Here is a 24,115-nt window from a genome sequence, read left to right as displayed (position 1 = left end):
GGGTTTGAGTTCGACCAACAGCAACTTGATAACCTTGGACAGACGGTCAACAACATTGTCGAAAACGGAACGCCGTACTTCCATGCCAAGTCGACAGCCGCCGATTCCGTAGCGAGCGGCCAGGAATCGGTAGCGATCGGACCGCGGTCTGTGGCTAGCGGAGCCAATTCTTTCGCCGCCGGCAACGGCGCGAAAGCTACGGCTGATGGCGCGATCGCCGTCGGATTCGGCGCTCAGGCCACCGGCAACAACGCGATCGCGATCGGGACGGGCGCTCTAGCCTCCGGCTCGCAGGCGTTCGGTGCCAACTCTCGGGCGGGCAATGGCGGAGCGGCATTCGGCGACAGCGCCGATGCTGGCGGCACAGAACTGAGCCAGGCACAAGGAGTGTCGAAGGGCACGGCCATCGGCTTCGGCGCTGTGGTCCAGCAAAGTGGCGGCGTGGCGCTCGGCTCGGGCTCCGTGGCTTCTCGACCTGCTGGCGTGCTTGGCTATGTACCGGGTAATGCGCCGGAAAACCAGCAGGCAGCCATCGCGCGTACCACCGGCACGCAAGCTGCGGTGTCTGTGGGCGATGCTTCCGGCGGCCAGTTCCGCCAGATCACTGGCGTCGCCGCAGGCTCGGCCGACAGTGACGCGGCCAACATCGCACAGCTCAAGGCTGCGTCGAGCGCATCGCAAGCCAGCAGCGCGCAGTACGAGACCAATCCGGACGGGTCGATCAACTACAACCAGATTACGCTGGGTGGCGGCCAGGCACCGGGCGGCACGCGCATCTCGAACGTGGCACCGGGCATCCTGCCGAACGACGCGGTCAACGTCGAGCAATTGAACCAGGTGCGAAGCCAGGTCGGCGCTGTTGCGCGGATCGCGTACTCAGGGATTGCCATGGCGACGGCAATGAGCAGCCTGCCGCAGGCGATGACGCCGGGCAAGAGTCTGGTCTCCCTCGGTACAGGCACCTACTCGGGCTATGCCGCGGTTGCCTTCGGCTATTCGGCTCGCTCCGAAGACGGGAAGTGGATCTACAAGGTCAATGGCGCCTATGCGGGCCAGCGATTCAACCTTGGGGTGGGGGTCGGGTATGAGTGGTAACTCGCCTCGCGATCGACTGAAGTCAGCGGCGCTTCAACGATATTCCCTCTACGGAAAAACGAATTTCGATGTTTAGTTTTTCATCCGATCCGAGCTTCTTGGTGCGCATTCCCCAACAGAGATGGATGCGCCTTTTCCCCTGGTTGCGCCTTTATTTTCTGTACTCAGAGCAAGACGACGAGGCTCTCCTCAAGGGCCAAAGTCGATGCTGCGCGCGCGGAGCATATCGAGCAGCGGCCTGAGAAGGCGCGATGCGTCGGATCCAAAGTCTGTGCGCAGCCATTGCCGGAAGCATCTTCGGAAAACAAGGAAATTTCGATGCCGCGAGAGAAGCGCATCTATGCCCAATCCACCCGTCTACCTGCCAATGGTCGACAAACCGCCGCACCTTCAGTGCCGTCGAAGCAACGCTATGCAACGCGGCGCATTCGAGCGTCCATGCAACACGGAAGGCATCAGGGTCCTGGCGACAGGCCCTATGAGAGTGGGCTGCCAAGTGCCGGAGCCCAGCTCCATCTCGTCGTGCGCGTTGAGGTGAAATCGCTCTCTAGGCGAATTGCAAGAAGCATGAATGGAAAGCAGGAACATCAGATCTATTTCTGAAGTCTCGAGTTGCTGATCGAACGTATCGCGGCTAAGACGCCGATGCCTGTGCTCCGGCTGCAGGCATCGGCACCGTGGCTCACTGCGCACAGGCGTCCCCATTCAAATTCCCGCTGTCCAGCCTAGGATGGACAGAAGAAGAGGCCCTAGCTGTCGAGGGATCGAATGGCGATACGCCCCAGCGACTCACGATCCAACACTGTCAGGCCGTTGTATCCGAGTTCGATGGCGCCAGTGGTCGCCAATGCCTTGAGTTCCTTGTTCACCGCTTGCCGGTTCGCTTGCAAAAGCAATGCGAGACTCACCTGCGATACCTTCAGCCGCGTGGCGCTCTCGCTTTTTTCAGCCCGTACGCCGTGGAGTTCCGCAAGCCGATGGATGGTGGACGCCAGGCGCTGACGCAGCGAGCCCGCGACCTGCCGGTAGACCGTCTGGGTGTACGACGCATGCTGGCGTTCGGACATCAGCAAGGCTTCTTTCCAGAGCATGGGTTCGCTGTCGAGCGTCTCAAGGATCAGGGTCATCGGCATGTGGATCGACATGACGTCGCTGTCGGCGATGTAGTCGTAGCTTCCGTGAAGCGTGGGCAATGACGCTTGTTGGGTTGGTTTGATATACGAGAAGTCTCCGGGCCCGAAGAGCAACAGCGCAAAGCGCTCGCCCTCGGGCGATACACGGCCGACCGATGCGTGACCCGAGATGAAAAAGACGTACTCAGCGATGCCGCTCAGGGAGGTCCAGACAACAGCGCCTCGCGGATGCCGTTCAAGCCGCGAAGAGTCCAGAAGTCGCTTCATTGCCGAGGAAGACCAGGGCAGAAACGCGCGCTTGCCGCGCAGCGTTCTTTCCATGAGCACGCGCTCTTCGGCAGAGCGTCCGCCAATTCCCGTGCGGAGGGCGACCTGGGTTGCAGGCTGCACCGGGGGTGGGCGAGCGATGCGCTGCAATGCAATGGGGTCGAGAACCAGGATGCCGTTGTATTTCAGCTGGATCGCGCCGGAGATGCTGAGGCTCGCCAGTTCCTTGCTCACGGATTGACGGCTGACCCGCAGCATGGCCGCCAGGTCGTGTTGCGTCAGGCGCAGATGAATCGAGCCGTTCTCTTTGTTGGGAGTGCCGTGGGATGCAGCCAGCTTTTCGATCGTTTCGGCGAGTCGCCGTGACAGCCGCCCGGCCATCTGGCTGCTTGTCAGGTCACCCTGTTTCAGGTCTTGCGATATGACCATATGGCCCATGTCTCTCCACCGCTCCGCGTCGCTGTCGAGCAGCTCGAAAAGCAGATGTCCCTGGATGTGAATGGCAACGACATCGTCGTTCGCGAAGTATTCGAAGAGGTCATCTTCGAGCGCGACCATGTGGGCAAGGCCAAGCAGCAGTCCCGTCCCCAGAAGCGTCCAGGCTGCCCCGGCGTCAAGGCCTTTGGCGGCAGGCTCGGCGTATAGAACGCTGCCACTCACAAGTACCAGGACGTCCGGATCGCGGTCCTTGTCGGACAGCGAATCCCCCCGCGCGTGCCATTGCAATCTGGAGGCTGCCAAGAGGCGGCTCATGCCCAGCGACGACCACGCGGCAAAGGCCGGCAAGTCGCGCAAGGTGCGTTCCATCAGTTCCTTGTCGCTCAGGCGTGGTTCAGTCTTGACCATTGGCTTCCTCTGAGATTGCATAGGACAAGCTGCATCGTGTTCCTGTTCTGAAGGAGGGTCAAAAAAGAATTCGGCTCGCAGCACCTCTAAAAAGTCTGCAACTCATCATGCATTCGGGGCGAATCGAATTTTTCAAGGATTCGTCATATTGGCCGCGTTCTGAAGCGAATTTATTGCGTCACGGTCCATGCGTGGATGCCGCAAAGGTGCTCGGCATGCAGCATGCAGCGAGTCATCGAGGGCGCATTGCGTTGGAGGAGCGCATGGTGGACCGAACTCCAGCGCGACGGATGCGGTGCCCGAGACAGTGGGCGGAGGTTCCGCGCGTATCGATGCAGGCCGAAACGCCGTCGCACCGTCAAGACGATGAAGGGCCGACCGGCTGCGACGACGATGACGGCGACACCTGCACATGCTCGGATGCAGCGACGGCCTTGCCGACCATGTGCTCGGCCAGCGTGTCGTAGAGCGGGCGGCTGATCATGCGGGAGATCAAGCTCGCCAACATGGCCGCGGCCATCAGGCTCAGCACCATCGCGTGGCCGTCGACCATCTCCATCACGATGATGAAGGCGGTGAGCGGCGCCTGCGTCACTGCGGCCAGGAAGCCGGCCATGCCCAGCGCGATCAGCGCCGGGCCCAGGTCGCTGCTGGCCAGGTGCGCCACGGCATCGCCGATGCCCGCGCCGATGGACAGCGACGGCGCGAAGATGCCGCCCGGCACGCCGCACCAGGCGGTGAGCCAGGTGGCGACGAACTTGAGCACGGTGTACAGCGGCGTGAGCTCGTCGTGGCCCTGCAGCATCTGCTTGACGGCTTCCGAGCCGGCGCCGAAGGTGACGCCGCCCGTGACCAGTCCGATCACCGCCACCGCCAGCCCGCCGAGCGCCGCGAAGCGCACGGGAAACCGGGCGCGCCATCGATTGAGCCGCTCGGGCGCGCGGGTGAGCGAGGCGATCAGCAGCCGGGCGAAGAGGCCGCCTGCGGCGCCCGCCAGCAGCGTGACCAGCAGGCCGGGGCCCAGCGCGTCCCAACCCAGGCGCGGCACGCGGATCACGCCGAAGTAGCTGGTATTGCCGAAGGCCGAGACCGCCACCAGGCCCGCGAGCACGATGGCCGTGATGATGAGGCCGGAGGAGCGCGCTTCGAGCCGGCCTGACAGTTCCTCGATGGCGAACACCACACCCGCCAGCGGTGCATTGAAGGCGGCCGCGATGCCTGCCGCACCGCCCGCCACCAGCAGCGCGCGGCCGTCGATGGTGGTGTTGGGCGAGAGCCAGCGGCGCGCATGCTGCATCACGCCGGCCGCCACTTGCACCGAGGGGCCTTCGCGGCCAATCGACAGCCCGGCCGCAAAGCCGGCCACACCGAGGCCGATCTTGGCGACCGTGAGTCGCAGCGAGGCGAACATGAAGCGCCGTTCGTCGGGCAACGCGGGGTGCAGCGCCGCCTTGATCTGTGGAATGCCCGAGCCGCTCGCGCCCGGAAAGAAGCGCAGCGTGAACCAGACGATGCCCGCCGTGATGATCGGCGTCGTCACCAGCACCGCCCAGGGCCACGCGCGGTAGAAACGCTGGAAGCCGCCGAAGACCCAGTCGCTGGCCAGCGTGAACCCCACCACGAACAGCCCGGCTGCGATGGCGTAGCCCAGCACGATGGCTCGGTCGAGCCAGATGCGCCCGCTCGACAGTTCGGCGCGCAAATGCTCAAGAAAGTCCGGTTCGCGATTCATATATGTGCGCGATCAGTTTACGCATGGCCCTCGGGGTAGGAGCGGTGGCTTGGCTGACAGGCCCGGTCCGGGGCACTTCAGTGCGTCAACTTCATAATCCGGGCCTCCCTGAAAACCAAACAAATCGGAACGCCCGTGAGTGCTGCAGATTTTCTCTTGTCCCCCGCCGTGCAACAGCTCATGCGGGTCATCTATGCAGACCCCGACAGCCCGTTCTCGGCGAGCGAGCTGGCCCAACGCACGAAGCAGGCGCCGGACGTGGTCGAGCAGACATTGCAGCATCTCGTCACGAGCGGGATCCTTGCAAGGCAAAAGGTGCCGGCGGGTGAGCCCGAAGCCGTCAAGGTGGACCGGTCGTTCATCTTCTACCGCGAACTGCGCAGCATCGCACTGAAGTCGTTCGCCGCGGCCGAGCCGATCCGCGCCATGCTGCGCGGCAAGTTCAAGGACTCGGTCGTGCGCGCCTTCATCCTGGGAGAGGACGAGGACAACGTCATCGAGGTCCTGATCGTGCACGGCGCAGTGGTACCCGACCAGGCTGCGATGACGGCCGCTTGCCAGAAGCTGTCCAAGACCCTTCATAGGCATTTGCAGGTGCACGTGATTTCGACGGCCAGGTTCAACGGCCTCACAAGTCGCGACGCACTGGCCGCAAAACTGGCCGCCGCTTCGACGTTCGAGATCATTGCGCCGAAAGACACCAAGGCGCAGTTGCCCGTCGAGCGGCTCGGCCTGCTGCAAAGCGCGAAAAAAAAGCTGGCCGCGCTGTCTCGCTCCTAGCATCGAGGCGGCTCGCATGCGGGGGCGGGCCGTACCCCCTGACAACGCCGGGTCACGAAGGCTTGCGCATAATTGACGCAAGCTATGACTCTCACAGAACTCAAATACATCGTCGCAGTAGCCCGCGAACGGCACTTCGGCAAGGCGGCCGAGGCCTGCTACGTCTCCCAACCGACCCTCTCGGTGGCCATCAAGAAGCTCGAGGACGAACTCGAGGTCAAGCTCTTCGAGCGCAGCGCCGGCGAAGTGACCGTCACGCCGCTCGGCGAGCAGATCGTGCAGCAGGCGCAAAGCGTGCTCGACCAGGCCGCCAGCATCAAGGAGATCGCCAAGCGCGGCAAGGACCCGCTGGCCGGCCCGCTGAACCTGGGAGTGATCTACACCATCGGCCCGTATCTGCTGCCCGACCTGGTGCGCCAGGTGATCGCGCGCACGCCGCAGATGCCGCTGGTGCTGCAGGAGAACTTCACCGCCAAGCTCTTGGAAATGCTGCGCGCCGGCGAGATCGACTGCGCCGTGATGGCCGAGCCCTTTCCCGACACCGGCCTTGCGATGGCGCCGCTGTACGACGAGCCCTTCATGGCCGCGCTGCCGGTCAATCACAAGTTCGCCGGACGCGAATCGATCACCTCCGAAGAGCTGCAGAGCGAGACCATGCTGCTGCTGGGCACCGGCCATTGCTTTCGCGACCACGTGCTCGAGGTGTGCCCCGAGTTCGCGCGCTTCTCCAGCAATGCCGAAGGCATCCGCAAGAGCTTCGAGGGCTCGTCGCTCGAAACCATCAAGCACATGGTGGCCTCGGGCATGGGCGTGACGCTGGTGCCACGCCTGTCGGTGCCGGCCGAGGCGCTCAAGCCGAAGGGCAAGGGCAAGAAGGAGTCCGACCAGATGGTGCGCTACCTGCCGGTGCGCGATGCGAACGACCGTGATCCGCCCACGCGCCGCGTGGTACTCGCATGGCGGCGCACCTTCACGCGCTACGAGGCCATTGCCGCGTTGCGCAATGCGATCTATGCGTGCGAACTGCCGGGCGTGAAGCGTTTGTCATAGCGATTGGCGGCCTTGGCCTACGCGGCCGCTGTTTTGAATCGTTGATCGCTGGGATAGAGTGACGCTGTTGCGAAGCCGCCCGCCGGCTTCGAGAATTGCAGCGTTCCTGTCAACCTGAAGAAAGACCTTTCGCCATGGCCAAAGCTCCGAAGAAAACCAAGCCCGCATCGACCCCCACCCCTTCTTCCTCCTCCTCGGGCAAGGTGCCCAAGAAGGGCGGTGCGATCGTCGCGCAGGAGTCCGGCAGCCGCAACGCGCCGATCATCAACATCGGCATCGAGCGCCAGGACCGCGCGGCCATCGCCGAAGGCCTGAGCCGCGTGCTGGCCGACACCTACACGCTGTACCTCACGACGCACAACTTCCACTGGAACGTGACGGGTCCGCACTTCAACTCGCTGCACGCGATGTTCATGGGCCAGTACACCGAACTCTGGACCGCGACCGACGTGCTCGCCGAACGCATCCGCGCCCTCGGCCACTACGCGCCGGGCTCGTACGCCGAGTTCAGCAAGATCGCCACTGTGCCCGACGTGCCGCAGACCCCGCCCAAGGCGATGGAGATGGTGCGCATCCTGGTGAAGGGCCACGAGACCGTCTCGCGCATCGCGCGCGAATTCATTCCCGTGGCGGAAGAGGCCGGTGACGACCCGACCGCCGACATGCTGACCGCGCGCTGCACGGTGCACGATCAAACCGCCTGGATGCTGCGCTCGCTGTTGGAAGACTGAGTCGGCAGGCATCCCGGAATCCGGGAGGCGAAAGCTGGAGCGGCACAATGGCCGCTCTTTTTTCGTCCGTCTCTTTCTGCATGCTCACACGCCGTCTCGCGCTCTACCTTGACCTGATCCGCTGGAACCGCCCTGCCGGCTGGCTGTTGTTGCTCTGGCCCACGCTGGGCGCGCTCTGGTTCGCGGCCGACGGCTGGCCGGGTTGGCAGCTGGTCGTGGTGTTCACGCTCGGCACCTTCCTCATGCGCAGTGCGGGCTGCTGCGTCAACGACGTGGCCGACCGCGACTTCGACCGCCATGTGAAGCGCACGGCCCAGCGGCCCGTGACCAGCGGCGCGATTTCGGTCAAGGAAGCGCTCGCGCTAGGCGCCGTGCTGGCGTTGATGGCCTTCGGGCTCGTGCTCACCACGAACCGGGTGACGGTGCTGTGGTCGTTCGCGGCGCTGGCTATCACGTTGATCTATCCCTTCGCCAAGCGCTTCGTGTCGATCCCGCAGGCGGTGCTGGGCATTGCCTTCAGCTTCGGCATCCCGATGGCCTTCGCGGCAGTGCAATCCACCGTGCCCGTGTTCGCCGCGTGGCTCCTTGCCGGCAACCTGTTCTGGGTGCTGGCCTACGACACCGAGTACGCCATGGTCGACCGCGACGACGACCTGAAGATCGGCATGAAGACCTCGGCCATCACCTTCGGCCGCTTCGACGTGACGGCGGTGATGCTGAGCTACGCGCTCTTCCTGGCGATCTGGGCGTGGGCTGGTGCCAGCCGGTCGCTGGGCGCGTTGTTCTTCGCGGGCATCGCCATTGCCGCGGGTCAAGCGCTCTGGCACTGGCGGCTGATTCGCGACCGGACCCGCGACGGCTGCTTCAAAGCCTTCCGGCTGAACCACTGGCTGGGTTTCACGGTGTTCGCCGGCGTTGTCGCCGGCTACGCCATTCGTTGAAGGAGCCGCGCATGCTCGATCGCCTGACGCAGAAAATCGGCCAGGAGGGCCTGTCCGAATGGCACGTCATCACGCAGGAGATGGTCGACCGGTACGCGGTGCTGTCGGGCGATGGCGAAGGCGAGTGGATCCATCTCGATCCGGAGCGCGCGGCCCGCGAGACGGAGTACGGCGGCACGATCGTTCCCGGCTTCTTCCAGGTCGCGCACCTGATCCGGCTGACCGGCGAGGCGATGCGCACGCTGCTGCCCTTCGATTCGAACCACGCGCTGAACTACGGCTTCGATCGCCTGCGGTTCGTCAGACCGATGCCGGTGGGCGCGCGCTTCCGGGCGCGGGTGCGCATCCTCGGCGCGACGCCCAAGGGCGAAGACGGTTTCCTGCTGAAGGAAGAGGTGCTGCTCGAACTCGAGGACGGCACCGTCACGCTGGCGGCCGAGTGGCTGTTCTTCCTCGGGCCGCGCGCGCTCGCGGCCTGATCGAGGCTCAACCGCGCCCGAATTCCTCGCCCAGCTCGGCGGCCCGCTTCTGTGCGGCCCGGATGGCGGTCTTGAACTGCGCCTTGACGTCCGCGCCTTCCAGCGAAGTGATCGCCGCGTAGGTCGTGCCGCCCTTGGAGGTCACGCGTTCGCGCAGCACCGAAGGCGGCTCGGTCGCGCTGTGCGCCAGCGCCGAGGCGCCGGTGAAGGTGCCGATGGCCAGGCGCTGGGCCTGGTCGGGCGTGAGGCCCATCTCGACGCCGGCCTCGGTCATCGCCTCGATGAAATAGAACACGTAGGCCGGACCCGAGCCGGACATGGCGGTGACCGCATCGAGCGCCGGTTCGGCATCGACCCAGAGTAGCTCGCCCGTGGGCGTCAGCAGCTGGCTGACGAGGGCGCGATCGGCGCCGGTGACATCCGACCGCGCGAACAGGCCGGTCATGCCCTGGCCAACCAGCGCGGGCGTGTTGGGCATGGCGCGCACCACGCGTTCGGTGCCCAGCCACCGGGCGATGCTGTCCGACGGAATGCCCGCGGCCACGCTCAGGTGCAGCGCGTCTTCTGCGAAAGCGCGCACCGGCTTGGCGGCTTCGGAGAAGGTCTGCGGCTTGACGGCCCACACCACCACCGCGCAGCGTGAAAGCGCCTCGCTGGCCTCGGCCTGCGCGGTGATACCGAAGGACTGGGCGAGCTTCGTGCGTGCCGCCTCGAAGGGCTCGACCACCTCGAACGCATTGGCTGGGGTGCCTTGCTGGATCAGCCCGCCGATGATGGCGCTGGCCATGTTGCCGCCGCCGATGAAGGCGATGGGCGGCAGCGGCGCGGGGGCGGTGCGGGGCAGGAAGGTCACGGCGATGGTCATGGTCGGTCGATGTATTCGAAGGCGGCGAACTGGGTCACTTGCAGCGGATTGAAATTGTCGTCGCTCACGACCACCAGCAGGCGGTTGCCGTTGGGCAGCGGCGGGCCCCAGCACATGCCCTCGGTGTTGTCGAGGCGGGACAGGCCGAGCGCGGCGAAGTCGGCCACCAGGGTCTTGGCGACGGGCTGGTGGTTGCCTGGCGCGAGCGCGTCCACCTGGAGCACGTCGCTGGCGGCGCGGGTGTCGATCTCGTAGAGGCGCAGCGAGTTGCCGGTGCCGGTGGCATAGGCGCGTTCGAGCACCAGCATGCGGTGCGCATCGAGCATCAGCACCTCGCTCACGCCGTTGTCGGCATAGGTGCCGGGGACGAGGGGGCGCAGGGGGATGGCGTCGGGGACGTAGGCGATCTGGCGCGTCGCCTGGCCGGTCTCCAGGTCGACTCGGGTGAAGCGGCAGGGGCCGCCAGGTGCGCGGATGGTGGGGATGGGGCCGTCCTGGATCAGGGCGTTTTCCATCGACAGCCAGGCAAAACGGCCGTCGGGCGTGAGGCCGATGCCCTCGAAAGTCAGGTTGTCGCGCGGGCCACGGCGCTGGGCCGTATCGGGCGTGAACATGGCGGGCAGGGCGAATTCGCGCAAAAAGCGGCCGTCGCGCGTCGATTCATACAGTGCGGGGCCGAAACCGCGGGAGATGTCGCCTTCGCTGGTCCAGAGCAAAGTGCCGGCGAAGGGGCGCAGGCGAATGGCTTCGGGGTCGGGGACCGGGAGCCCGCTCACTGCGTGGCGACGGTCGGGCCAGGGGCCACCACCGGGGCGTTGCAGCCGAACAACACCGGTTGGCTCGGGCTGGGCGGTCTGCGGCAGAGGCCAGCGAGCCGTGTAATAGCGAACAGGGGCCAGGTCTGACCGGTCATCGCTGATAAGCAGGTACTCACCTCGTGAGGCGTCATAGTCGATGCCCGAGAGGCCGCCCGCTGTGGTGTCTTCTATATGCAGCCTGTGCGCCCAGCGGGCCTCGGCGATTCGCCGGAGGCGCCCCGTGTCCGGAATCGGCGTCGCGCTCCCGCATCCGGTGAGACCCAGCGCCAGCGCGGCACCCGCGCCTCCCAAGAGGCTGCGGCGGGTGGGGAACGGGGGCGAAAAAGGGGTTTTGGCAGTGGCGCGCACGCCTCGAAGTCTAGTGCCAGCACGTGATGGTGTAATGAGTCGGTTGACATCGGCAGAAGTGCCTGCAATAATCGCGGGCTTCGCTTCCAAAAGGCGAAGCTTTCAGCCCAAAGCGGAAGTGCCTCGAGTGGTTCGAGGTGCCAACGACGGGCCCAAGACTGACCGCGGTGTCTCCCTCCTGGAGGCTCATCGGTACAAGTTGGGAATATCAAGAAATGATCCAAACTGAATCCCGGCTCGAAGTGGCCGACAACACGGGCGCGAAATCCGTCCTGTGTATCAAGGTGCTCGGTGGCTCCAAGCGGCGTTATGCCAGCGTGGGCGACGTCATCAAGGTCAGCATCAAGGAAGCCGCTCCACGTGGTCGCGTCAAGAAGGGCGAGATCTACAGTGCAGTGGTGGTCCGTACCGCCAAGGGCATCCGTCGCGCCGACGGCTCGCTCGTGAAATTCGACAGCAACGCAGCCGTGTTGCTCAACGCCAAGCTGGAGCCTATCGGCACCCGCATCTTCGGACCGGTGACGCGCGAGTTGCGCACCGAAAAGTTCATGAAGATCGTGTCGCTGGCACCTGAAGTTCTGTAAGGACAACAACGCCATGAACAAGATTCGCAAAGGCGACCAGGTCATCGTGTTGGCCGGTCGTGACAAGGGCAAGCGCGGCACCGTCTCGCTTCGCAAGGACGACTCGCACGTCGTCATCGAAGGCCTGAACCTCGTGAAGAAGCACACCAAGCCGAACCCGCTCAAGGGTACGACCGGTGGCATCGTCGAGAAGTCCATGCCCATTCACCAATCCAACGTGGCGATCTTCAATGCCGCGACCGGCAAGGCCGATCGCGTGGGCATCAAGGTCACCCAGGGTGCTGACGGCAAGCGCGTGGCTGTTCGCGTCTTCAAGTCCAGCGGCGACGAAATCAAGTTCGCCTAAGAGGTACTCACATGGCACGTCTCCAACAACACTATCGCGAAAAGATCGCGAAAGACCTGACGGAAAAGTTCGGCTACAAGTCGCCGATGCAGGTCCCCCGCCTCACCAAGATCACCCTGAACATGGGTGTGGGTGAAGCAGTCGCCGACAAGAAGGTTCTCGACAACGCTGTCGCCGACCTGACCAAGATCGCCGGCCAGAAGCCCGTGGTCACCAAGTCGAAGAAGGCTATCGCCGGTTTCAAGATCCGCGAAAACCAGCCGATCGGCTGCATGGTCACGCTGCGTGGCGTGCAGATGTATGAGTTCCTGGACCGTTTCGTGACCATCGCGCTGCCGCGTGTTCGCGACTTCCGCGGCATCTCCGGCCGTGCGTTCGATGGCCGTGGCAACTACAACATCGGCGTCAAGGAACAGATCATTTTCCCTGAAATCGAGTACGACAAGGTCGATGCCCTGCGCGGTCTCAATATCAGCATCACGACGACGGCCAAGACCGACGAAGAAGCCAAGGCGCTTCTCGCTGGCTTCCGTTTCCCGTTCAAGAACTGAGGCGAACATGGCTAAACAATCTTTGATCCAACGCGAACTCAAGCGTGACAAGCTGGTTGCCAAGTTCGCTGCGAAGCACGCAGAACTGAAGGCGGCTTCCAACGACCTGAAGAAGAGCGACGAAGAGCGCGCAGCTGCCCGCCTGGGCCTGCAAAAGCTTCCGCGCAACGCGAACCCGACCCGTCAGCGCAACCGTTGCGCCATCACCGGTCGTCCGCGTGGCACCTTCCGTCAATTCGGTCTGGCCCGCGCCAAGATCCGTGAACTGGCTTTCAATGGCGACATCCCCGGTGTCACCAAGGCCAGCTGGTAAGCCAGGCAGGAGCAAACAACATGAGCATGAGTGATCCCATTGCCGACCTGCTGACGCGTATCCGTAACGCGCAGATGGTGGCGAAGCCCACCGTGTCGGTCCCGTCTTCCAAGGTGAAGATCGCGATCGCACAAGTCCTGAAGGACGAGGGTTACATCGACGGCTTCCAGGTCAAGACCGAAGCCGGCAAGAGCGAACTTGAAATCGTCCTGAAGTACTACGCTGGCCGTCCGGTCATCGAGCGCATCGAGCGCGTGAGCCGTCCTGGCCTGCGTGTCTACAAGGCCAGTGCTTCCATTCCGCAAGTCCAGAACGGCCTCGGCGTTGCGATCGTCACGACCCCCCAGGGCGTGATGACCGACCGCAAGGCTCGCGCCACCGGTGTCGGCGGCGAAGTTCTGTGCTACGTCGCCTAACCGAGACATCGAGGAGTCACTGAAATGTCCCGAGTAGGAAAAATGCCGATCACCATCCCCGCAGGCGTGGATGTGTCGATCAAGGAAGACCAGATCAGCGTCAAGGGCACGGGCGGCACGCTCAACCTTGCACGCAACCCCCTGGTCAAGGTCGTCAGCAATGACGGCAAGCTGAACTTCGAACCGGCCAACGAATCGCGTGAAGCGAATGCGATGAGCGGCACGATCCGTCAGCTGGTGAACAACATGGTGGTTGGCGTGACCAAGGGCTTCGAGAAGAAGCTCAACCTGGTCGGCGTCGGCTACAAGGCCGCGGCGTCCAACAACAAGTTGAACCTGCAGGTCGGTTATTCGCACCCGGTCAACATCGACATGCCGCAAGGCATCACGGTGGCCACCGCGACCCCGACCGAAATCGTGATCAAGGGTGCTGACCGTCAGCGCGTTGGTCAAATCGCCGCTGAGATCCGCGCTGTTCGTCCGCCTGAGCCTTACAAGGGCAAGGGCATCCGTTATTCGGACGAGAAGATCGTGATCAAAGAGACCAAGAAGAAGTAAGGGGCAGCAAAATGATGTTGACCAAAAAAGCACAGCGTCTTCGCCGCTCGCGCCAGACCCGCATCCGCATCGCGACGCAGGGCGTGGCCCGTCTGACGGTGAACCGCACCAACCTGCACATCTATGCCACCGTCATCTCCGACGACGGCACCAAGGTGATTGCAACCGCATCGACGGCAGAAGCCGAAATGCGTACCTCGCTCGGCGGTTCGGGCAAGGGCGGCAACGCCGCTGCAGCCACCGCCGTCGGCAAGCGCATCGCTGAAAAGGCGAAGGCTGCCGGCGTCGAGAAGGTCGCCTTCGACCGCGCAGGTTTTGCGTACCACGGCCGCGTCAAGGCGCTGGCCGAGGCGGCTCGCGAAGCCGGTCTGCAGTTCTAACCGGACACGAGATTCAAAATGGCAAAGATTCAAGCAAGAACGCAGAACGAAGGCCCTGAAGACGGTTTGCGCGAGAAGATGATCGCGATCAACCGCGTCACTAAGGTGGTGAAGGGTGGTCGTATCCTCGGTTTCGCAGCACTCACCGTGGTGGGCGACGGCGAAGGCCGCGTCGGCATGGGCAAGGGCAAGTCGAAGGAAGTGCCTGCTGCAGTGCAGAAGGCAATGGAAGAAGCCCGTCGCAACCTGGCCAAGATCTCGATCAAGAACGGCACGCTGCATCACCGCGTGACGGGTCACCATGGCGCCGCTTCGGTTGTCATGATCCCCGCCCCGAAGGGTACCGGCATCATCGCCGGCGGCCCGATGCGCGCCGTGTTCGAAGTCATGGGCATCACCGACATCGTGGCCAAGAGCCATGGTTCGTCGAACCCCTACAACATGGTTCGCGCCACGCTCGACGGGTTGAAGAACTCGACGACCGCGTCCGCAGTGGCTGCCAAGCGTGGCCTGACCGTCGAAGAAATCTTCGCTTAAGCGCAAGCCTGAAAGAAGCATTCAAATGACGACGCAACAACAAACCCTCAAGGTGCAATTGGTCAAGAGCCCGATTGGCACCAAGGAATCGCATCGCGCGACCGTGCGTGGCCTCGGCCTGCGCAAGCTCAACAGCGTGAGCGAGCTGCAAGACACCCCGGCGGTGCGCGGCATGATCAACAAGATCAGTTATCTGGTCAAAGTTCTGTAAGAGAGACTGATATGGAACTCAATGGCATCAAGCCGGCAGCCGGCGCCAAGCACGCCAAGCGCCGCGTTGGCCGCGGTATCGGCTCGGGCATCGGCAAGACCGCAGGTCGCGGTCACAAGGGCCAGAAGTCGCGCGCTGGTGGCTTCCACAAGGTTGGTTTCGAAGGCGGCCAAATGCCGCTGCAACGTCGCCTGCCCAAGCGTGGTTTCAAGTCGCACCTGCTGAAGTTCAACGCCGAAGTCACGCTGACTGCCCTCGAGCAGCTCGGTCTGGCCGAAGTGGATGTCCTGGCGCTGAAGCAAGCCGGCCTCGTGGGCCAGCTCGCCAAGGTCGTCAAGATCATCAAGACCGGTGAACTCACCAAGGCCGTCAAGCTGACGGGCGTGGGTGCAACGGCTGGCGCCAAGGCTGCGATCGAAGCAGCCGGCGGCAGCATCGCCTGATCACCCTCGGACTGAAAGAAGTTCTTCGTGGCAACTAACGCGGCAACGATCGCAAAAACAGGCAAGTTCGGCGACCTCCGTCGTCGGCTCGTCTTTTTGCTGCTCGCGCTCGTGGTCTACCGGATTGGCGCGCACATTCCTGTGCCGGGTATCAACCCGGACCAGCTGGCAGCGTTGTTCCAGGGCCAGCAGGGCGGCATTCTGAGCCTGTTCAACATGTTCTCGGGCGGGGCGCTGTCGCGCTTCACTGTGTTCGCGTTGGGGATCATGCCGTACATCTCGGCGTCGATCATCATGCAGCTGATGACCTACGTTCTTCCGACCTTCGAGCAATTGAAGAAGGAAGGCGAGGCCGGCCGCCGCAAGATCACGCAGTACACGCGCTATGGCGCGCTCGGTCTGGCTCTGTTCCAGTCGTTCAGCATCGCAGTGGCACTCGAGTCGTCGGCTGGTCTGGTGATCGCCCCCGGTTTTGGCTTCCGCCTGACCGCCATGGTGAGCCTGACGGCAGGTTCGATGTTCCTGATGTGGCTCGGCGAGCAGATCACCGAACGCGGCTTGGGCAACGGCATCTCGATCCTGATCTTTGCGGGTATCGCGGCAGGTTTGCCGAGCGCCGTGGCGGGTCTGGGTTCGCTGGTGACCACCGGTGCGATGAACCCGATCGTTGCGCTCTTCATCATCGCGGTGGTGGTCCTGGTGACCTACTTCGTGGTGTTCGTCGAACGCGGCCAGCGCAAGATCCTCGTGAACTATGCGCGGCGCCAGGTTGGCAACAAGGTCTATGGTGGCCAGTCGTCGCACCTGCCCTTGAAGCTGAACATGGCCGGTGTGATTCCGCCGATCTTCGCTTCGTCGATCATCCTGCTGCCCGCAACGGTGGTTGGCTGGTTCAGTACCGGTGAAGGTGGCTTCCGCTGGATCAAGGACATTGCCAACGCACTGCGTCCGGGCGAGCCGATCTACGTGCTGCTGTACGCTGCCGCGATCGTTTTCTTCTGCTTCTTCTACACGGCACTCGTGTTCAACAGCAAGGAAACGGCCGACAACCTGAAGAAGAGTGGTGCATTCATTCCTGGCATTCGCCCGGGTGACCAGACCGCTCGCTATATCGACAAGATTCTGGTTCGCCTGACGTTGGCCGGCGCGGTGTACATCACCTTCGTCTGCCTGCTGCCCGAGTTCCTGATCCTGAAGTACAACGTACCGTTCTACTTCGGTGGTACCTCCCTGCTGATCATCGTGGTCGTCACGATGGACTTCATGGCCCAGGTACAAAACTACATGATGTCCCAGCAGTACGAATCGCTGCTGAAGAAGGCGAACTTCAAGACATCGTAGGGCCGTGAGTTTCAGTATTGAGAATATTGGGTGTGGGCGGTGTACCGCCACGTTAAACAGTTTTAGGAGAATGAAATGAGAGTTTCGGCTTCGGTCAAAACCATCTGCCGTAATTGCAAGGTCATCCGCCGTAAAGGTGTGGTGCGTGTGATTTGCACCGACCCGCGCCACAAGCAGCGCCAGGGTTGATTGAAGAGTATTAGAGGACGCACATGGCACGTATTGCTGGCATCAACATTCCGCCGCACAAGCACGCTGAAATCGGCCTGACCGCCATTTTCGGTATCGGTCGCACCCGCGCCCGTCAAATCTGCGAAGCGAGCGGCATCGAATATTCGAAGAAGATCAAGGATCTGACCGACGCCGATCTCGAGAAGATCCGCGATCAGATCGCTCTGTTCACGATCGAAGGCGATCTGCGTCGCGAGACGACGATGAACATCAAGCGTTTGATGGACATCGGCTGCTATCGCGGCTTCCGTCACCGTCGCGGCCTGCCGATGCGCGGCCAGCGCACGCGCACCAATGCCCGCACCCGCAAGGGTCCGCGCAAGGCTGCGCAGTCCCTGAAGAAATAAGGATAGACCAGCATGGCTAAAGCACCTGCAAACAACGCCGCACAGCGCGTTCGCAAGAAGGTTCGCAAGAACGTTGCGGACGGTATCGCCCACGTGCATGCCTCGTTCAACAACACCATCATCACGATCACCGATCGTCAGGGCAACGCCCTGTCGTGGGCTTCGTCGGGTGGCCAGGGCTTCAAGGGCTCGCGCAAGTCGACCCCGTTCGCTGCGCAGGTCGCTTCCGAAGTGGCCGGCCGTGCTGCTGTCGAACAAGGCATCAAGAACCTCGACGTCGAGATCAAGGGCCCCGGCCCCGGTCGCGAATCGTCGGTGCGCGCACTGGCTGCGCTCGGCATCCGGATCAATTCCATTGCCGACGTGACGCCCGTTCCGCACAACGGCTGCCGTCCCCAGAAGCGTCGCCGCATCTGATCGTCAGTCCGCAAGGCGCAGCCAGCTTTCGAGCGGCTGCGCATTTGTTTTTTAACTAAGCCCACCGCCATCAGCGTCTCGCCGATGGCTCCCGCAGGCAACTGCGGCAGATACACAAAGGAATACTCGTGGCACGCTACCTCGGCCCCAAGGCCAAACTTTCCCGCCGTGAAGGCACCGACCTGTTCCTGAAGAGCGCCCGTCGCTCCATTCAAGACAAGGCCAAGTTCGATTCCAAGCCCGGCCAGCACGGTCGCACTTCGGGTCAGCGCACGTCGGACTACGGTCTGCAACTGCGTGAAAAGCAGAAGGTCAAGCGTATGTACGGCGTGCTGGAAAAGCAATTCCGCCGCTACTTCGAAGAAGCCGACCGCCGCCGTGGCAACACCGGTGCCAATCTGCTGTTCATCCTCGAATCGCGCCTGGACAACGTCGTCTACCGCATGGGCTTCGGCTCGACCCGCGCTGAAGCACGCCAACTCGTGTCGCACAAGGCGATCACGGTGAACGGCCAGTCGGTCAACATCCCGTCGTACCTGGTCAAGACCGGCGACGTGATCGCCGTGCGCGACAAGTCGAAGAAGCAGACCCGCATTGCCGAAGCGCTCCAACTGGCCCAGCAAGTCGGTATCCCGGCTTGGGTCGAAGTGAACGCCGACAAGGCCGAAGGTACCTTCAAGAAGGTGCCCGATCGCGACGAATTCGCAGCCGACATCAACGAATCGCTGATCGTCGAACTCTATTCGCGTTGATTTTTTGTTCCCGCACACCTGGCGTGTGTGGGAAACAAGTTTTTTGTTGTTCACGTTCCTGCCCCGTGCTTTGCTGCGGGTCAGGTGCTTCACCAGCCTTACCGGTGTAACGAGCCGGGGGTATTGAGAGGAAGTCTGCATGCAAACCACCCTGCTGAAACCCAAGACCATCCAGGTCGAGCAACTTGCCGCCAACAAGGCCAAGGTGACGCTCGAGCCTTTCGAGCGCGGCTACGGCCACACGCTCGGCAACGCGCTGCGTCGCGTTCTGCTTTCGTCCATGGTCGGCTACTCGGCCACCGAAGTCACGATCGCTGGCGTTCTGCATGAGTACTCGTCGATCGACGGCGTGCAGGAAGATGTCGTCAACATTCTTCTGAATCTCAAGGGCGTGGTGTTCAAGCTCCACAACCGCGACGAAGTCACGCTGAGCCTGCGCAAGGACGGCGAAGGTCCGGTCCTGGCATCGGACATCCAAACCCCGCATGACGTCGAGATCATCAACCCTGACCACGTGATCGCGCACCTGTCGCAAGGCGGCAAGCTCGACATGCAGATCAAGGTCGAAAAGGGTCGCGGCTACGTTCCCGGCACGATGCGCCGCTACGCCGACGAGCCGACCAAGTCGATTGGCCGCATCGTCCTCGACGCGTCGTTCTCGCCCGTCAAGCGCGTGAGCTACACGGTCGAAAGCGCCCGTGTCGAACAACGTACCGACCTGGACAAGTTGCTCGTCGAAATCGAGACCAACGGTGCCATCACCGCTGAAGATGCGGTTCGCGCCTCGGCTAAAATCCTGGTCGAGCAGCTCGCAGTGTTCGCGCAACTCGAAGGCGGCGAACTGGCTGCATTCGATGCACCGGCACCGCGCAGCGCACAGCAATTCGATCCGATCCTGCTGCGCCCTGTCGACGAACTTGAGCTCACCGTGCGTTCGGCCAATTGCCTGAAGGCCGAGAACATCTACTACATCGGTGACCTGATCCAGCGCACCGAGAACGAGCTGCTCAAGACCCCGAACCTGGGTCGCAAGTCGCTCAACGAAATCAAGGAAGTCCTCGCTTCGCGCGGCCTGACCTTGGGTATGAAGCTTGAAAGCTGGCCGCCGGCCGGTCTCGACAAGCGTTGATTTTTGTTTTGAATTGAGCCCATGAGGGCTCGTGCCCGGGCAGTACCTGATACGGCTGTCTGTTTAATAAAGTAAAGGAAAAGCACCATGCGTCACGGACACGGACTTCGCAAACTCAACCGCACCAGCTCGCACCGCCTTGCGATGCTGCAGAACATGATGAATTCGCTCATCGAGCACGAAGTCATCAAGACCACGGTCCCCAAGGCCAAGGAACTGCGCCGCGTCATCGAACCGATGATCACGCTCGCCAAGAAGCCCACGCTCGCCAACAAGCGCCTGGCCTTCGACCGCCTGCGTGACCGCGACAGCGTCGTCAAGCTCTTCGCCGATCTGGGCCCGCGTTTCGCGGCACGTCCGGGCGGCTACACGCGCATTCTGAAAATGGGGTTCCGCGTGGGCGACAACGCACCGATGGCTCTGGTCGAACTGGTCGACCGTCCTGAAATTAAAGAAGCAGATGCCGAGCAAGGCGCTGCTGAATAAGGTATAATTCCATCTTGCCGCGCGATGGAGCAGCCTGGTAGCTCGTTGGGCTCATAACCCAAAGGTCGCAAGTTCAAATCTTGCTCGCGCAACCAATTTAAAGGCCCTTTGAATTTCAAAGGGCCTTTTTTCTTGGGTCGGTGAATTGAATGGATCAAGCCCTCGCAATGAGGGCTTTTTTATTTCTCGGATTTCCGCGATTTCTCATCCGTGCCAGGCCGAGCATCGAATCACGCTGCAGAAATTACCGCGATGAAAGTGCGGCTCCTTGTCCGCGATCACGTCGGCCTTCACGTTGCCGAACGTGGTATCCGGCTTATGTTTGATGCCGTCGTAGAAGGCTTGGATGATGTCTTCCTTGAAGTGTTCGGTCCGCGGGTGCGCATGCACGACCTGTGTGCGCTCGGCCTCGCTGTACTCCGGGTAGGTCAGTCCGAGGACGTCCATTTCGACACCGGCCGTCACCAGCGCCACGACCGGGTGCATGTGCTGCGGAATACCTGGCGTCGTATGTAGCGCGATCGCCGTCCAGACCAAGTCGACATCCTGATGCGAGATCCCGTGCCCGCGCAGGAAATCCCGCGCCACATTCGCCCCATCGACTTCGAAGCGCTCGTTCGCGCTGCTGTGCGCCTGCACTAGCCCCATGTCATGGAACATCGCGCCCGCATAAAGCAGTTCCGGATCAAAGGTGAGACCGCGGCGCTTGCCGGCCAGCGCGCCGAAGTAATAGACCCGGCTGGAGTGATGAAACAGCAGCGAGGGCGCAGTGTCCCGGACCACCTCGGTGATCTCGCGTGCAAGCTTGCTGTCGGGGATGCGGACCCCTTCGATCGTCGTCGTCAAAGCCATGTGGATTTCTCCTGTGAGTGTCGGAACAACTTTAGGAGTCGGCTACATTGTCTTCAATGGACGTGAGGCGGCAATTTCTGCCATTGCAGCGTCGAAAGAGACACAGAAAACAACCATGCGCACCACGAAGACCATCGCGATCCTCGCCATGCCCGGCGTCCAGTTGCTGGATGTCTCCGGCCCGCTCGATGTGTTCGCCGAGGCGAACGTTCAGGCGCGCGCCGAGGCCTACCGGCTGCGCGTCATCGCGAGCCAGCCGGGTGCGATCCGCAGTTCATCGGGTGTGCGACTCATGCCTGACGCCGTCATCGGCGAAGACATGGGGGACGAGCCGATCCACACGCTCCTGGTGGCCGGCACGCCGCATGCCGCGACAGCGGCGACCAATCTCGACGTCACTGCATGGCTGCGCAAGCTCACGCCCAAGGCGCGCCGTTTCGGCTCTGTCTGCAGCGGTGCTTTCGTGCTGGCGCAGGCGGGATTGCTCAACGGCAGGCGGGTCACTACGCACTGGGCGGTGGCCGACCAGCTCGCTCAGTCCTTCCCCGCGGTGCAAGTCGATGCCGATGCCATCCATGTGCGCGACGGCCGCCTGCGCACTGCTGCCGGCGTGACCGCGGGCCTCGACCTCTCGCTCGCTCTCGTTGAAGAGGACCTGGGCCGTGAGATCGCCATGAAAGTCGCTGCCCAGCTCGTGATGTTCTTCAAGCGCCCGGGCGGCCAGATGCAGTTCAGCCGCAAGGGCGAAGCCGCGCCAACCGGCCGATCGGCCTTGCAGGAAGTGCAGCGCTGGATCGCGGCGAACCCCGCGGAAGATCACAGCGTCGCCCACCTTGCCGGACGCATGAGCCTGAGCCCCCGCCATTTCGCACGGCTGTTCACGCAAGAGGTCGGCGCCACGCCCGCAGCCTGGGTGGAGGGCATTCGCGTCTCCGCCGCGCGTCGGCTGCTCGAGGCCGGAGACGCCGCACCGAAGCAGGTGGCGGCCCAATGCGGATTTGCCGATGCCGACACCTTGCGGCGCGCGTTCCAGCGCCAGGTCGGCATCACGCCGGCGGAGTACCGCAAGCGCTACGCGCACGCCGTCGGCTGACGGCATGGCGAAAGAAACGATCAGTCCGGAATGACCGCAGTGACCTCGATCTCGACCTTCGCCCGGTGCTCGACCAGCGCCGCCACCTGCACGCAGGTCATCGCCGGAAAGTTGCGCCCCATCGCATCGCGATAGACCGGACCCAGCTCGGCCAGCCGGCGGCTGTATTCGTCGCGGTCCGTCACGTACCAAGTCATGCGCACCATGTGCTCCGGACCCGCGCCGCCCGCGCGCAGCACCTCGGCGATGTTGCGCAGCGCCAGGCCGCACTGATCGATGAAGTCGTCCGACTCGAATTGCTGCTGCGCATTCCAGCCAATCTGGCCACCGACGAACAGCATGGTGCCGCGCGCGGCGACACCGTTCGCATAGCCCTTGGGAGGCAACCAGCCCTCGGGCTGCAGGAGTTTATTGATCATGGTGTGCTGTTGAGTTGTCTCAGTTTGAATCGCTGGAGCTTGCCGGTCTCGGTGCGCGGAAGCACCGTCACGAACTCGATTTCCCGCGGGTATTTGAAAGGCGCGATGGTGGCCTTCACATGGTCCTGCAGCGCCTTCACGAGGGCCGCATCGCCTTCGTTGCCGGGCTTGAGCACGCAGAAGGCTTTCACGATCATCCCGCGGTCGGCATCGGGCTTGCCGATCACGCCGCACTCGGCCACCGCGGGGTGCTTGAGCAGCGCGTCCTCGACCTCCGGACCGCCGACGTTGTAGCCGGCCGTGATGATCATGTCGTCGGCGCGCGCCTGGTAGAAGAAGTAGCCGTCGTCGTCCTGCACGAACGAATCGCCGGGGTAGTTCCAGCCGTTCTTCACGTAGTCGGACTGGCGCGGATCGTCCAGGTACCGGCAGCCGACCGGCCCCTGCAGCGCGAGTTTGCCCACCGTGCCGTGCGGCACTTCGTTGCCCTTGTCGTCGACCACCTTCGCGGTGAAGCCGGGCACTGCCTTGCCGACTGCGCCCTTGCGCACGTCGTCGCCCGCTGCGGAGATGTAGATGTGGAACACCTCGGTGCCGCCGATGCCGTCCAGCATCTCAATGCCAGTGGCTTCCTTCCACAGCTGGCGCGTCGCGTCGGGCAGCGCCTCGCCCGCGCTCACGCTGATGCGCAGGCTCGGCATGCCGTGCTGCTTCACGAACGGCGCCATCTGGCGGTAGAACGTGGGCGCCGTGTAGCAAATGGTCGCGCCGATCTCGTTGATGAGCTTCACCAGGCCCTCGGGCGTGAATGGCGCATCGGCGAAGTACACCGAGGCGCCGGCCCACATCGGGAACACCAGCAGGCCGCCGAGTCCGAAGGTGAAAGCCAGCGGCGGCGAACCTACCACGATGTCGTCGCTGCGTGCCTTGAGCACGTGGCGCGGCCAGGTCTCGCACATCGCGAGCACGTCACGGTGCGTCGTGACGGGCGCCTTGGGCTTGCCCGTGGTGCCCGACGTGAATGCGAGCAATGCGATGTCGTCGGCTGCCGTGGGGCATGCAACGAACACGCCGCTCTTGCCGGCGGCGCGCGCGGAGAGCGAGTCCGCAGCGTCGGGCTTGTTGAATGCGATCACCGTCGCGAGCACTGGATGCTCTTTCTGCGCAATCGCCAATTCGTCGAGCAGTCGGCCATCGCACAGCGCTGCAACGGGACGCGCCTTCTCGATGATCTCGCCGAGTTCCTTCGCGCGCAGCAGCGGCATCGTCGCCACCGCGATCAAGCCGGCCTTCACCACCGCGAGCCACGCGAGCGCCATCGCCACCGAGTTGCCGCCGCGCAGCAACACGCGGTTGCCGGGCACGAGCCCGAGGTCTTCGGTCAGCACCTGCGCGATGCGATTGACTTCGACCGCGGCCTGGTTGTACGTGAGCGTGCCGGCCGGCGAGCGCAGCATCGGCTTGTCGCCGAAGCCCTTCGCATCCGCCTTGTCCAGCAACTCCTCCACGAGGTTCAGCTGGTCGGGCAACTGCAGCTCGGGCAGGTCATAGCGAAACACCGGCAACTGCTCGGCAGGCGGCAGGCGGTCGTGAACGAAGCGGTCGACTTGGGCAGACACGGTAT

The 24,115-nt window shown here is 63.2% G+C and carries 31 protein-coding genes and 1 tRNA gene; 25 read left to right on the top strand and 7 right to left on the bottom strand.

Annotated elements, in window-relative coordinates:
* Nucleotides 1-54 precede the first annotated feature (54 nt).
* Complete coding sequence (locus QFZ83_RS27430) at nucleotides 55-1,095, top strand: YadA-like family protein (RefSeq protein ID WP_373457532.1); 1,041 nt, start codon at nucleotides 55-57, stop codon at nucleotides 1,093-1,095.
* 749 nt (nucleotides 1,096-1,844) lie between these two features.
* Here the strand turns inward: QFZ83_RS27430 and QFZ83_RS27425 are convergent.
* Nucleotides 1,845-3,341, bottom strand: a complete 1,497-nt coding sequence (locus QFZ83_RS27425) for a Crp/Fnr family transcriptional regulator (protein ID WP_307511510.1) — start codon at nucleotides 3,339-3,341, stop codon at nucleotides 1,845-1,847.
* 358 nt (nucleotides 3,342-3,699) lie between these two features.
* Nucleotides 3,700-5,073 carry a chloride channel protein gene (locus tag QFZ83_RS27420; protein WP_307511509.1) on the bottom strand — a complete coding sequence of 458 codons (1,374 nt, stop codon included), beginning with the start codon at nucleotides 5,071-5,073 and terminating at the stop codon, nucleotides 3,700-3,702.
* Between the two features lie 168 nt (nucleotides 5,074-5,241).
* Between QFZ83_RS27420 and QFZ83_RS27415 the strand changes: the two genes are divergently transcribed.
* From QFZ83_RS27415 to QFZ83_RS27395, 5 genes are all read left to right on the top strand, one after another.
* Nucleotides 5,242-5,853, top strand: a complete 612-nt coding sequence (locus QFZ83_RS27415) for a hypothetical protein (RefSeq protein ID WP_307511508.1) — start codon at nucleotides 5,242-5,244, stop codon at nucleotides 5,851-5,853.
* 84 nt (nucleotides 5,854-5,937) lie between these two features.
* Nucleotides 5,938-6,903: a LysR substrate-binding domain-containing protein gene (locus QFZ83_RS27410; protein ID WP_013544122.1), complete on the top strand. Its 966-nt coding sequence runs from the start codon at nucleotides 5,938-5,940 to the stop codon at nucleotides 6,901-6,903.
* 134 nt (nucleotides 6,904-7,037) lie between these two features.
* A complete protein-coding gene (locus QFZ83_RS27405) occupies nucleotides 7,038-7,634 on the top strand; it encodes a Dps family protein (RefSeq protein WP_307511507.1) in 597 nt (198 codons plus the stop codon).
* An 80-nt stretch (nucleotides 7,635-7,714) separates the two neighbouring features.
* Nucleotides 7,715-8,575: a 4-hydroxybenzoate octaprenyltransferase gene (ubiA, locus tag QFZ83_RS27400; protein WP_307511505.1), complete on the top strand. Its 861-nt coding sequence runs from the start codon at nucleotides 7,715-7,717 to the stop codon at nucleotides 8,573-8,575.
* An 11-nt stretch (nucleotides 8,576-8,586) separates the two neighbouring features.
* Complete coding sequence (locus tag QFZ83_RS27395) at nucleotides 8,587-9,054, top strand: MaoC/PaaZ C-terminal domain-containing protein (protein WP_307511503.1); 468 nt, start codon at nucleotides 8,587-8,589, stop codon at nucleotides 9,052-9,054.
* A 7-nt stretch (nucleotides 9,055-9,061) separates the two neighbouring features.
* On the opposite strand, the gene proC is transcribed toward QFZ83_RS27395, so the two are convergent.
* Together proC and QFZ83_RS27385 are read right to left on the bottom strand one after the other, a co-directional pair.
* Nucleotides 9,062-9,919, bottom strand: a complete 858-nt coding sequence (proC, locus tag QFZ83_RS27390; protein WP_306882095.1) for a pyrroline-5-carboxylate reductase — start codon at nucleotides 9,917-9,919, stop codon at nucleotides 9,062-9,064.
* On the bottom strand, nucleotides 9,916-11,028 hold the full coding sequence (locus tag QFZ83_RS27385; protein ID WP_306882106.1) for an esterase-like activity of phytase family protein: 1,113 nt from the start codon (nucleotides 11,026-11,028) through the stop codon (nucleotides 9,916-9,918). The genes proC and QFZ83_RS27385 overlap by 4 nt, the downstream gene beginning before the upstream one ends.
* A 272-nt stretch (nucleotides 11,029-11,300) precedes the next feature.
* Between QFZ83_RS27385 and rplN the strand changes: the two genes are divergently transcribed.
* The 18 genes from rplN (at nucleotide 11,301) to QFZ83_RS27295 (ending at nucleotide 20,222) form a co-directional block, all read left to right on the top strand.
* Complete coding sequence (gene rplN / locus QFZ83_RS27380) at nucleotides 11,301-11,669, top strand: 50S ribosomal protein L14 (protein WP_013544116.1); 369 nt, start codon at nucleotides 11,301-11,303, stop codon at nucleotides 11,667-11,669.
* 13 nt (nucleotides 11,670-11,682) lie between these two features.
* Nucleotides 11,683-12,015 (top strand): 50S ribosomal protein L24, encoded by a 333-nt coding sequence (rplX, locus tag QFZ83_RS27375; RefSeq protein ID WP_013544115.1) that lies wholly within the window; start codon nucleotides 11,683-11,685, stop codon nucleotides 12,013-12,015.
* Between the two features lie 11 nt (nucleotides 12,016-12,026).
* Nucleotides 12,027-12,566, top strand: coding sequence for a 50S ribosomal protein L5 (rplE, locus tag QFZ83_RS27370; RefSeq protein WP_013544114.1), 540 nt, complete (start codon nucleotides 12,027-12,029; stop codon nucleotides 12,564-12,566).
* A gap of 7 nt (nucleotides 12,567-12,573) precedes the next feature.
* A complete protein-coding gene (gene rpsN / locus QFZ83_RS27365) occupies nucleotides 12,574-12,879 on the top strand; it encodes a 30S ribosomal protein S14 (RefSeq protein ID WP_013544113.1) in 306 nt (101 codons plus the stop codon).
* A gap of 20 nt (nucleotides 12,880-12,899) precedes the next feature.
* On the top strand, nucleotides 12,900-13,295 hold the full coding sequence (rpsH, locus tag QFZ83_RS27360) for a 30S ribosomal protein S8 (RefSeq protein WP_013544112.1): 396 nt from the start codon (nucleotides 12,900-12,902) through the stop codon (nucleotides 13,293-13,295).
* 24 nt (nucleotides 13,296-13,319) lie between these two features.
* The gene (gene rplF, locus QFZ83_RS27355; protein ID WP_013544111.1) at nucleotides 13,320-13,853 is read left to right on the top strand and encodes a 50S ribosomal protein L6; all 534 of its coding nucleotides are present in this window, start codon (nucleotides 13,320-13,322) and stop codon (nucleotides 13,851-13,853) included.
* 14 nt (nucleotides 13,854-13,867) lie between these two features.
* Complete coding sequence (gene rplR / locus QFZ83_RS27350) at nucleotides 13,868-14,233, top strand: 50S ribosomal protein L18 (protein ID WP_041944073.1); 366 nt, start codon at nucleotides 13,868-13,870, stop codon at nucleotides 14,231-14,233.
* An 18-nt stretch (nucleotides 14,234-14,251) separates the two neighbouring features.
* Nucleotides 14,252-14,770: a 30S ribosomal protein S5 gene (gene rpsE, locus QFZ83_RS27345; RefSeq protein ID WP_013544109.1), complete on the top strand. Its 519-nt coding sequence runs from the start codon at nucleotides 14,252-14,254 to the stop codon at nucleotides 14,768-14,770.
* 25 nt (nucleotides 14,771-14,795) lie between these two features.
* Complete coding sequence (rpmD, locus tag QFZ83_RS27340; RefSeq protein WP_009124818.1) at nucleotides 14,796-14,981, top strand: 50S ribosomal protein L30; 186 nt, start codon at nucleotides 14,796-14,798, stop codon at nucleotides 14,979-14,981.
* An 11-nt stretch (nucleotides 14,982-14,992) separates the two neighbouring features.
* Nucleotides 14,993-15,424, top strand: coding sequence for a 50S ribosomal protein L15 (rplO, locus tag QFZ83_RS27335; RefSeq protein WP_013544108.1), 432 nt, complete (start codon nucleotides 14,993-14,995; stop codon nucleotides 15,422-15,424).
* Nucleotides 15,425-15,451: 27 nt separating this feature from the next.
* Entirely contained in the window at nucleotides 15,452-16,765 is a 1,314-nt protein-coding gene (gene secY, locus QFZ83_RS27330) for a preprotein translocase subunit SecY (protein ID WP_013544107.1), read from the top strand.
* 75 nt (nucleotides 16,766-16,840) lie between these two features.
* A complete protein-coding gene (gene rpmJ, locus QFZ83_RS27325; RefSeq protein ID WP_013544106.1) occupies nucleotides 16,841-16,954 on the top strand; it encodes a 50S ribosomal protein L36 in 114 nt (37 codons plus the stop codon).
* 23 nt (nucleotides 16,955-16,977) lie between these two features.
* The gene (rpsM, locus tag QFZ83_RS27320; protein ID WP_013544105.1) at nucleotides 16,978-17,343 is read left to right on the top strand and encodes a 30S ribosomal protein S13; all 366 of its coding nucleotides are present in this window, start codon (nucleotides 16,978-16,980) and stop codon (nucleotides 17,341-17,343) included.
* 12 nt (nucleotides 17,344-17,355) lie between these two features.
* Complete coding sequence (gene rpsK / locus QFZ83_RS27315; RefSeq protein WP_009124825.1) at nucleotides 17,356-17,760, top strand: 30S ribosomal protein S11; 405 nt, start codon at nucleotides 17,356-17,358, stop codon at nucleotides 17,758-17,760.
* A 128-nt stretch (nucleotides 17,761-17,888) separates the two neighbouring features.
* A complete protein-coding gene (rpsD, locus tag QFZ83_RS27310; protein WP_013544104.1) occupies nucleotides 17,889-18,512 on the top strand; it encodes a 30S ribosomal protein S4 in 624 nt (207 codons plus the stop codon).
* 139 nt (nucleotides 18,513-18,651) lie between these two features.
* A complete protein-coding gene (locus tag QFZ83_RS27305) occupies nucleotides 18,652-19,641 on the top strand; it encodes a DNA-directed RNA polymerase subunit alpha (protein ID WP_009124827.1) in 990 nt (329 codons plus the stop codon).
* 87 nt (nucleotides 19,642-19,728) lie between these two features.
* Nucleotides 19,729-20,127, top strand: a complete 399-nt coding sequence (gene rplQ / locus QFZ83_RS27300) for a 50S ribosomal protein L17 (protein ID WP_013544103.1) — start codon at nucleotides 19,729-19,731, stop codon at nucleotides 20,125-20,127.
* 18 nt (nucleotides 20,128-20,145) lie between these two features.
* Nucleotides 20,146-20,222, top strand: a tRNA-Met gene (locus QFZ83_RS27295).
* Between the two features lie 109 nt (nucleotides 20,223-20,331).
* On the opposite strand, the gene QFZ83_RS27290 is transcribed toward QFZ83_RS27295, so the two are convergent.
* On the bottom strand, nucleotides 20,332-20,979 hold the full coding sequence (locus QFZ83_RS27290) for an HD domain-containing protein (RefSeq protein WP_373457515.1): 648 nt from the start codon (nucleotides 20,977-20,979) through the stop codon (nucleotides 20,332-20,334).
* 115 nt (nucleotides 20,980-21,094) lie between these two features.
* Here QFZ83_RS27290 and QFZ83_RS27285 point away from each other — a divergent pair, with 115 nt between their 5' ends.
* Nucleotides 21,095-22,072, top strand: coding sequence for a GlxA family transcriptional regulator (locus QFZ83_RS27285; protein WP_307511500.1), 978 nt, complete (start codon nucleotides 21,095-21,097; stop codon nucleotides 22,070-22,072).
* A 20-nt stretch (nucleotides 22,073-22,092) separates the two neighbouring features.
* On the opposite strand, the gene QFZ83_RS27280 is transcribed toward QFZ83_RS27285, so the two are convergent.
* Both QFZ83_RS27280 and QFZ83_RS27275 read right to left on the bottom strand, forming a co-directional pair.
* A complete protein-coding gene (locus QFZ83_RS27280; protein ID WP_013544100.1) occupies nucleotides 22,093-22,491 on the bottom strand; it encodes a RidA family protein in 399 nt (132 codons plus the stop codon).
* Nucleotides 22,488-24,110, bottom strand: coding sequence for an AMP-binding protein (locus QFZ83_RS27275; protein WP_307511498.1), 1,623 nt, complete (start codon nucleotides 24,108-24,110; stop codon nucleotides 22,488-22,490). Before QFZ83_RS27275 ends, QFZ83_RS27280 begins: the two co-directional genes overlap by 4 nt.
* Nucleotides 24,111-24,115: the final 5 nt, after the last annotated feature.

The sequence above is a fragment of the Variovorax sp. W1I1 genome (assembly GCF_030815625.1).
GTDB lineage: Bacteria > Pseudomonadota > Gammaproteobacteria > Burkholderiales > Burkholderiaceae_C > Variovorax > Variovorax paradoxus_C.
This window is presented reverse-complemented; position numbering and strand designations above follow the sequence as displayed.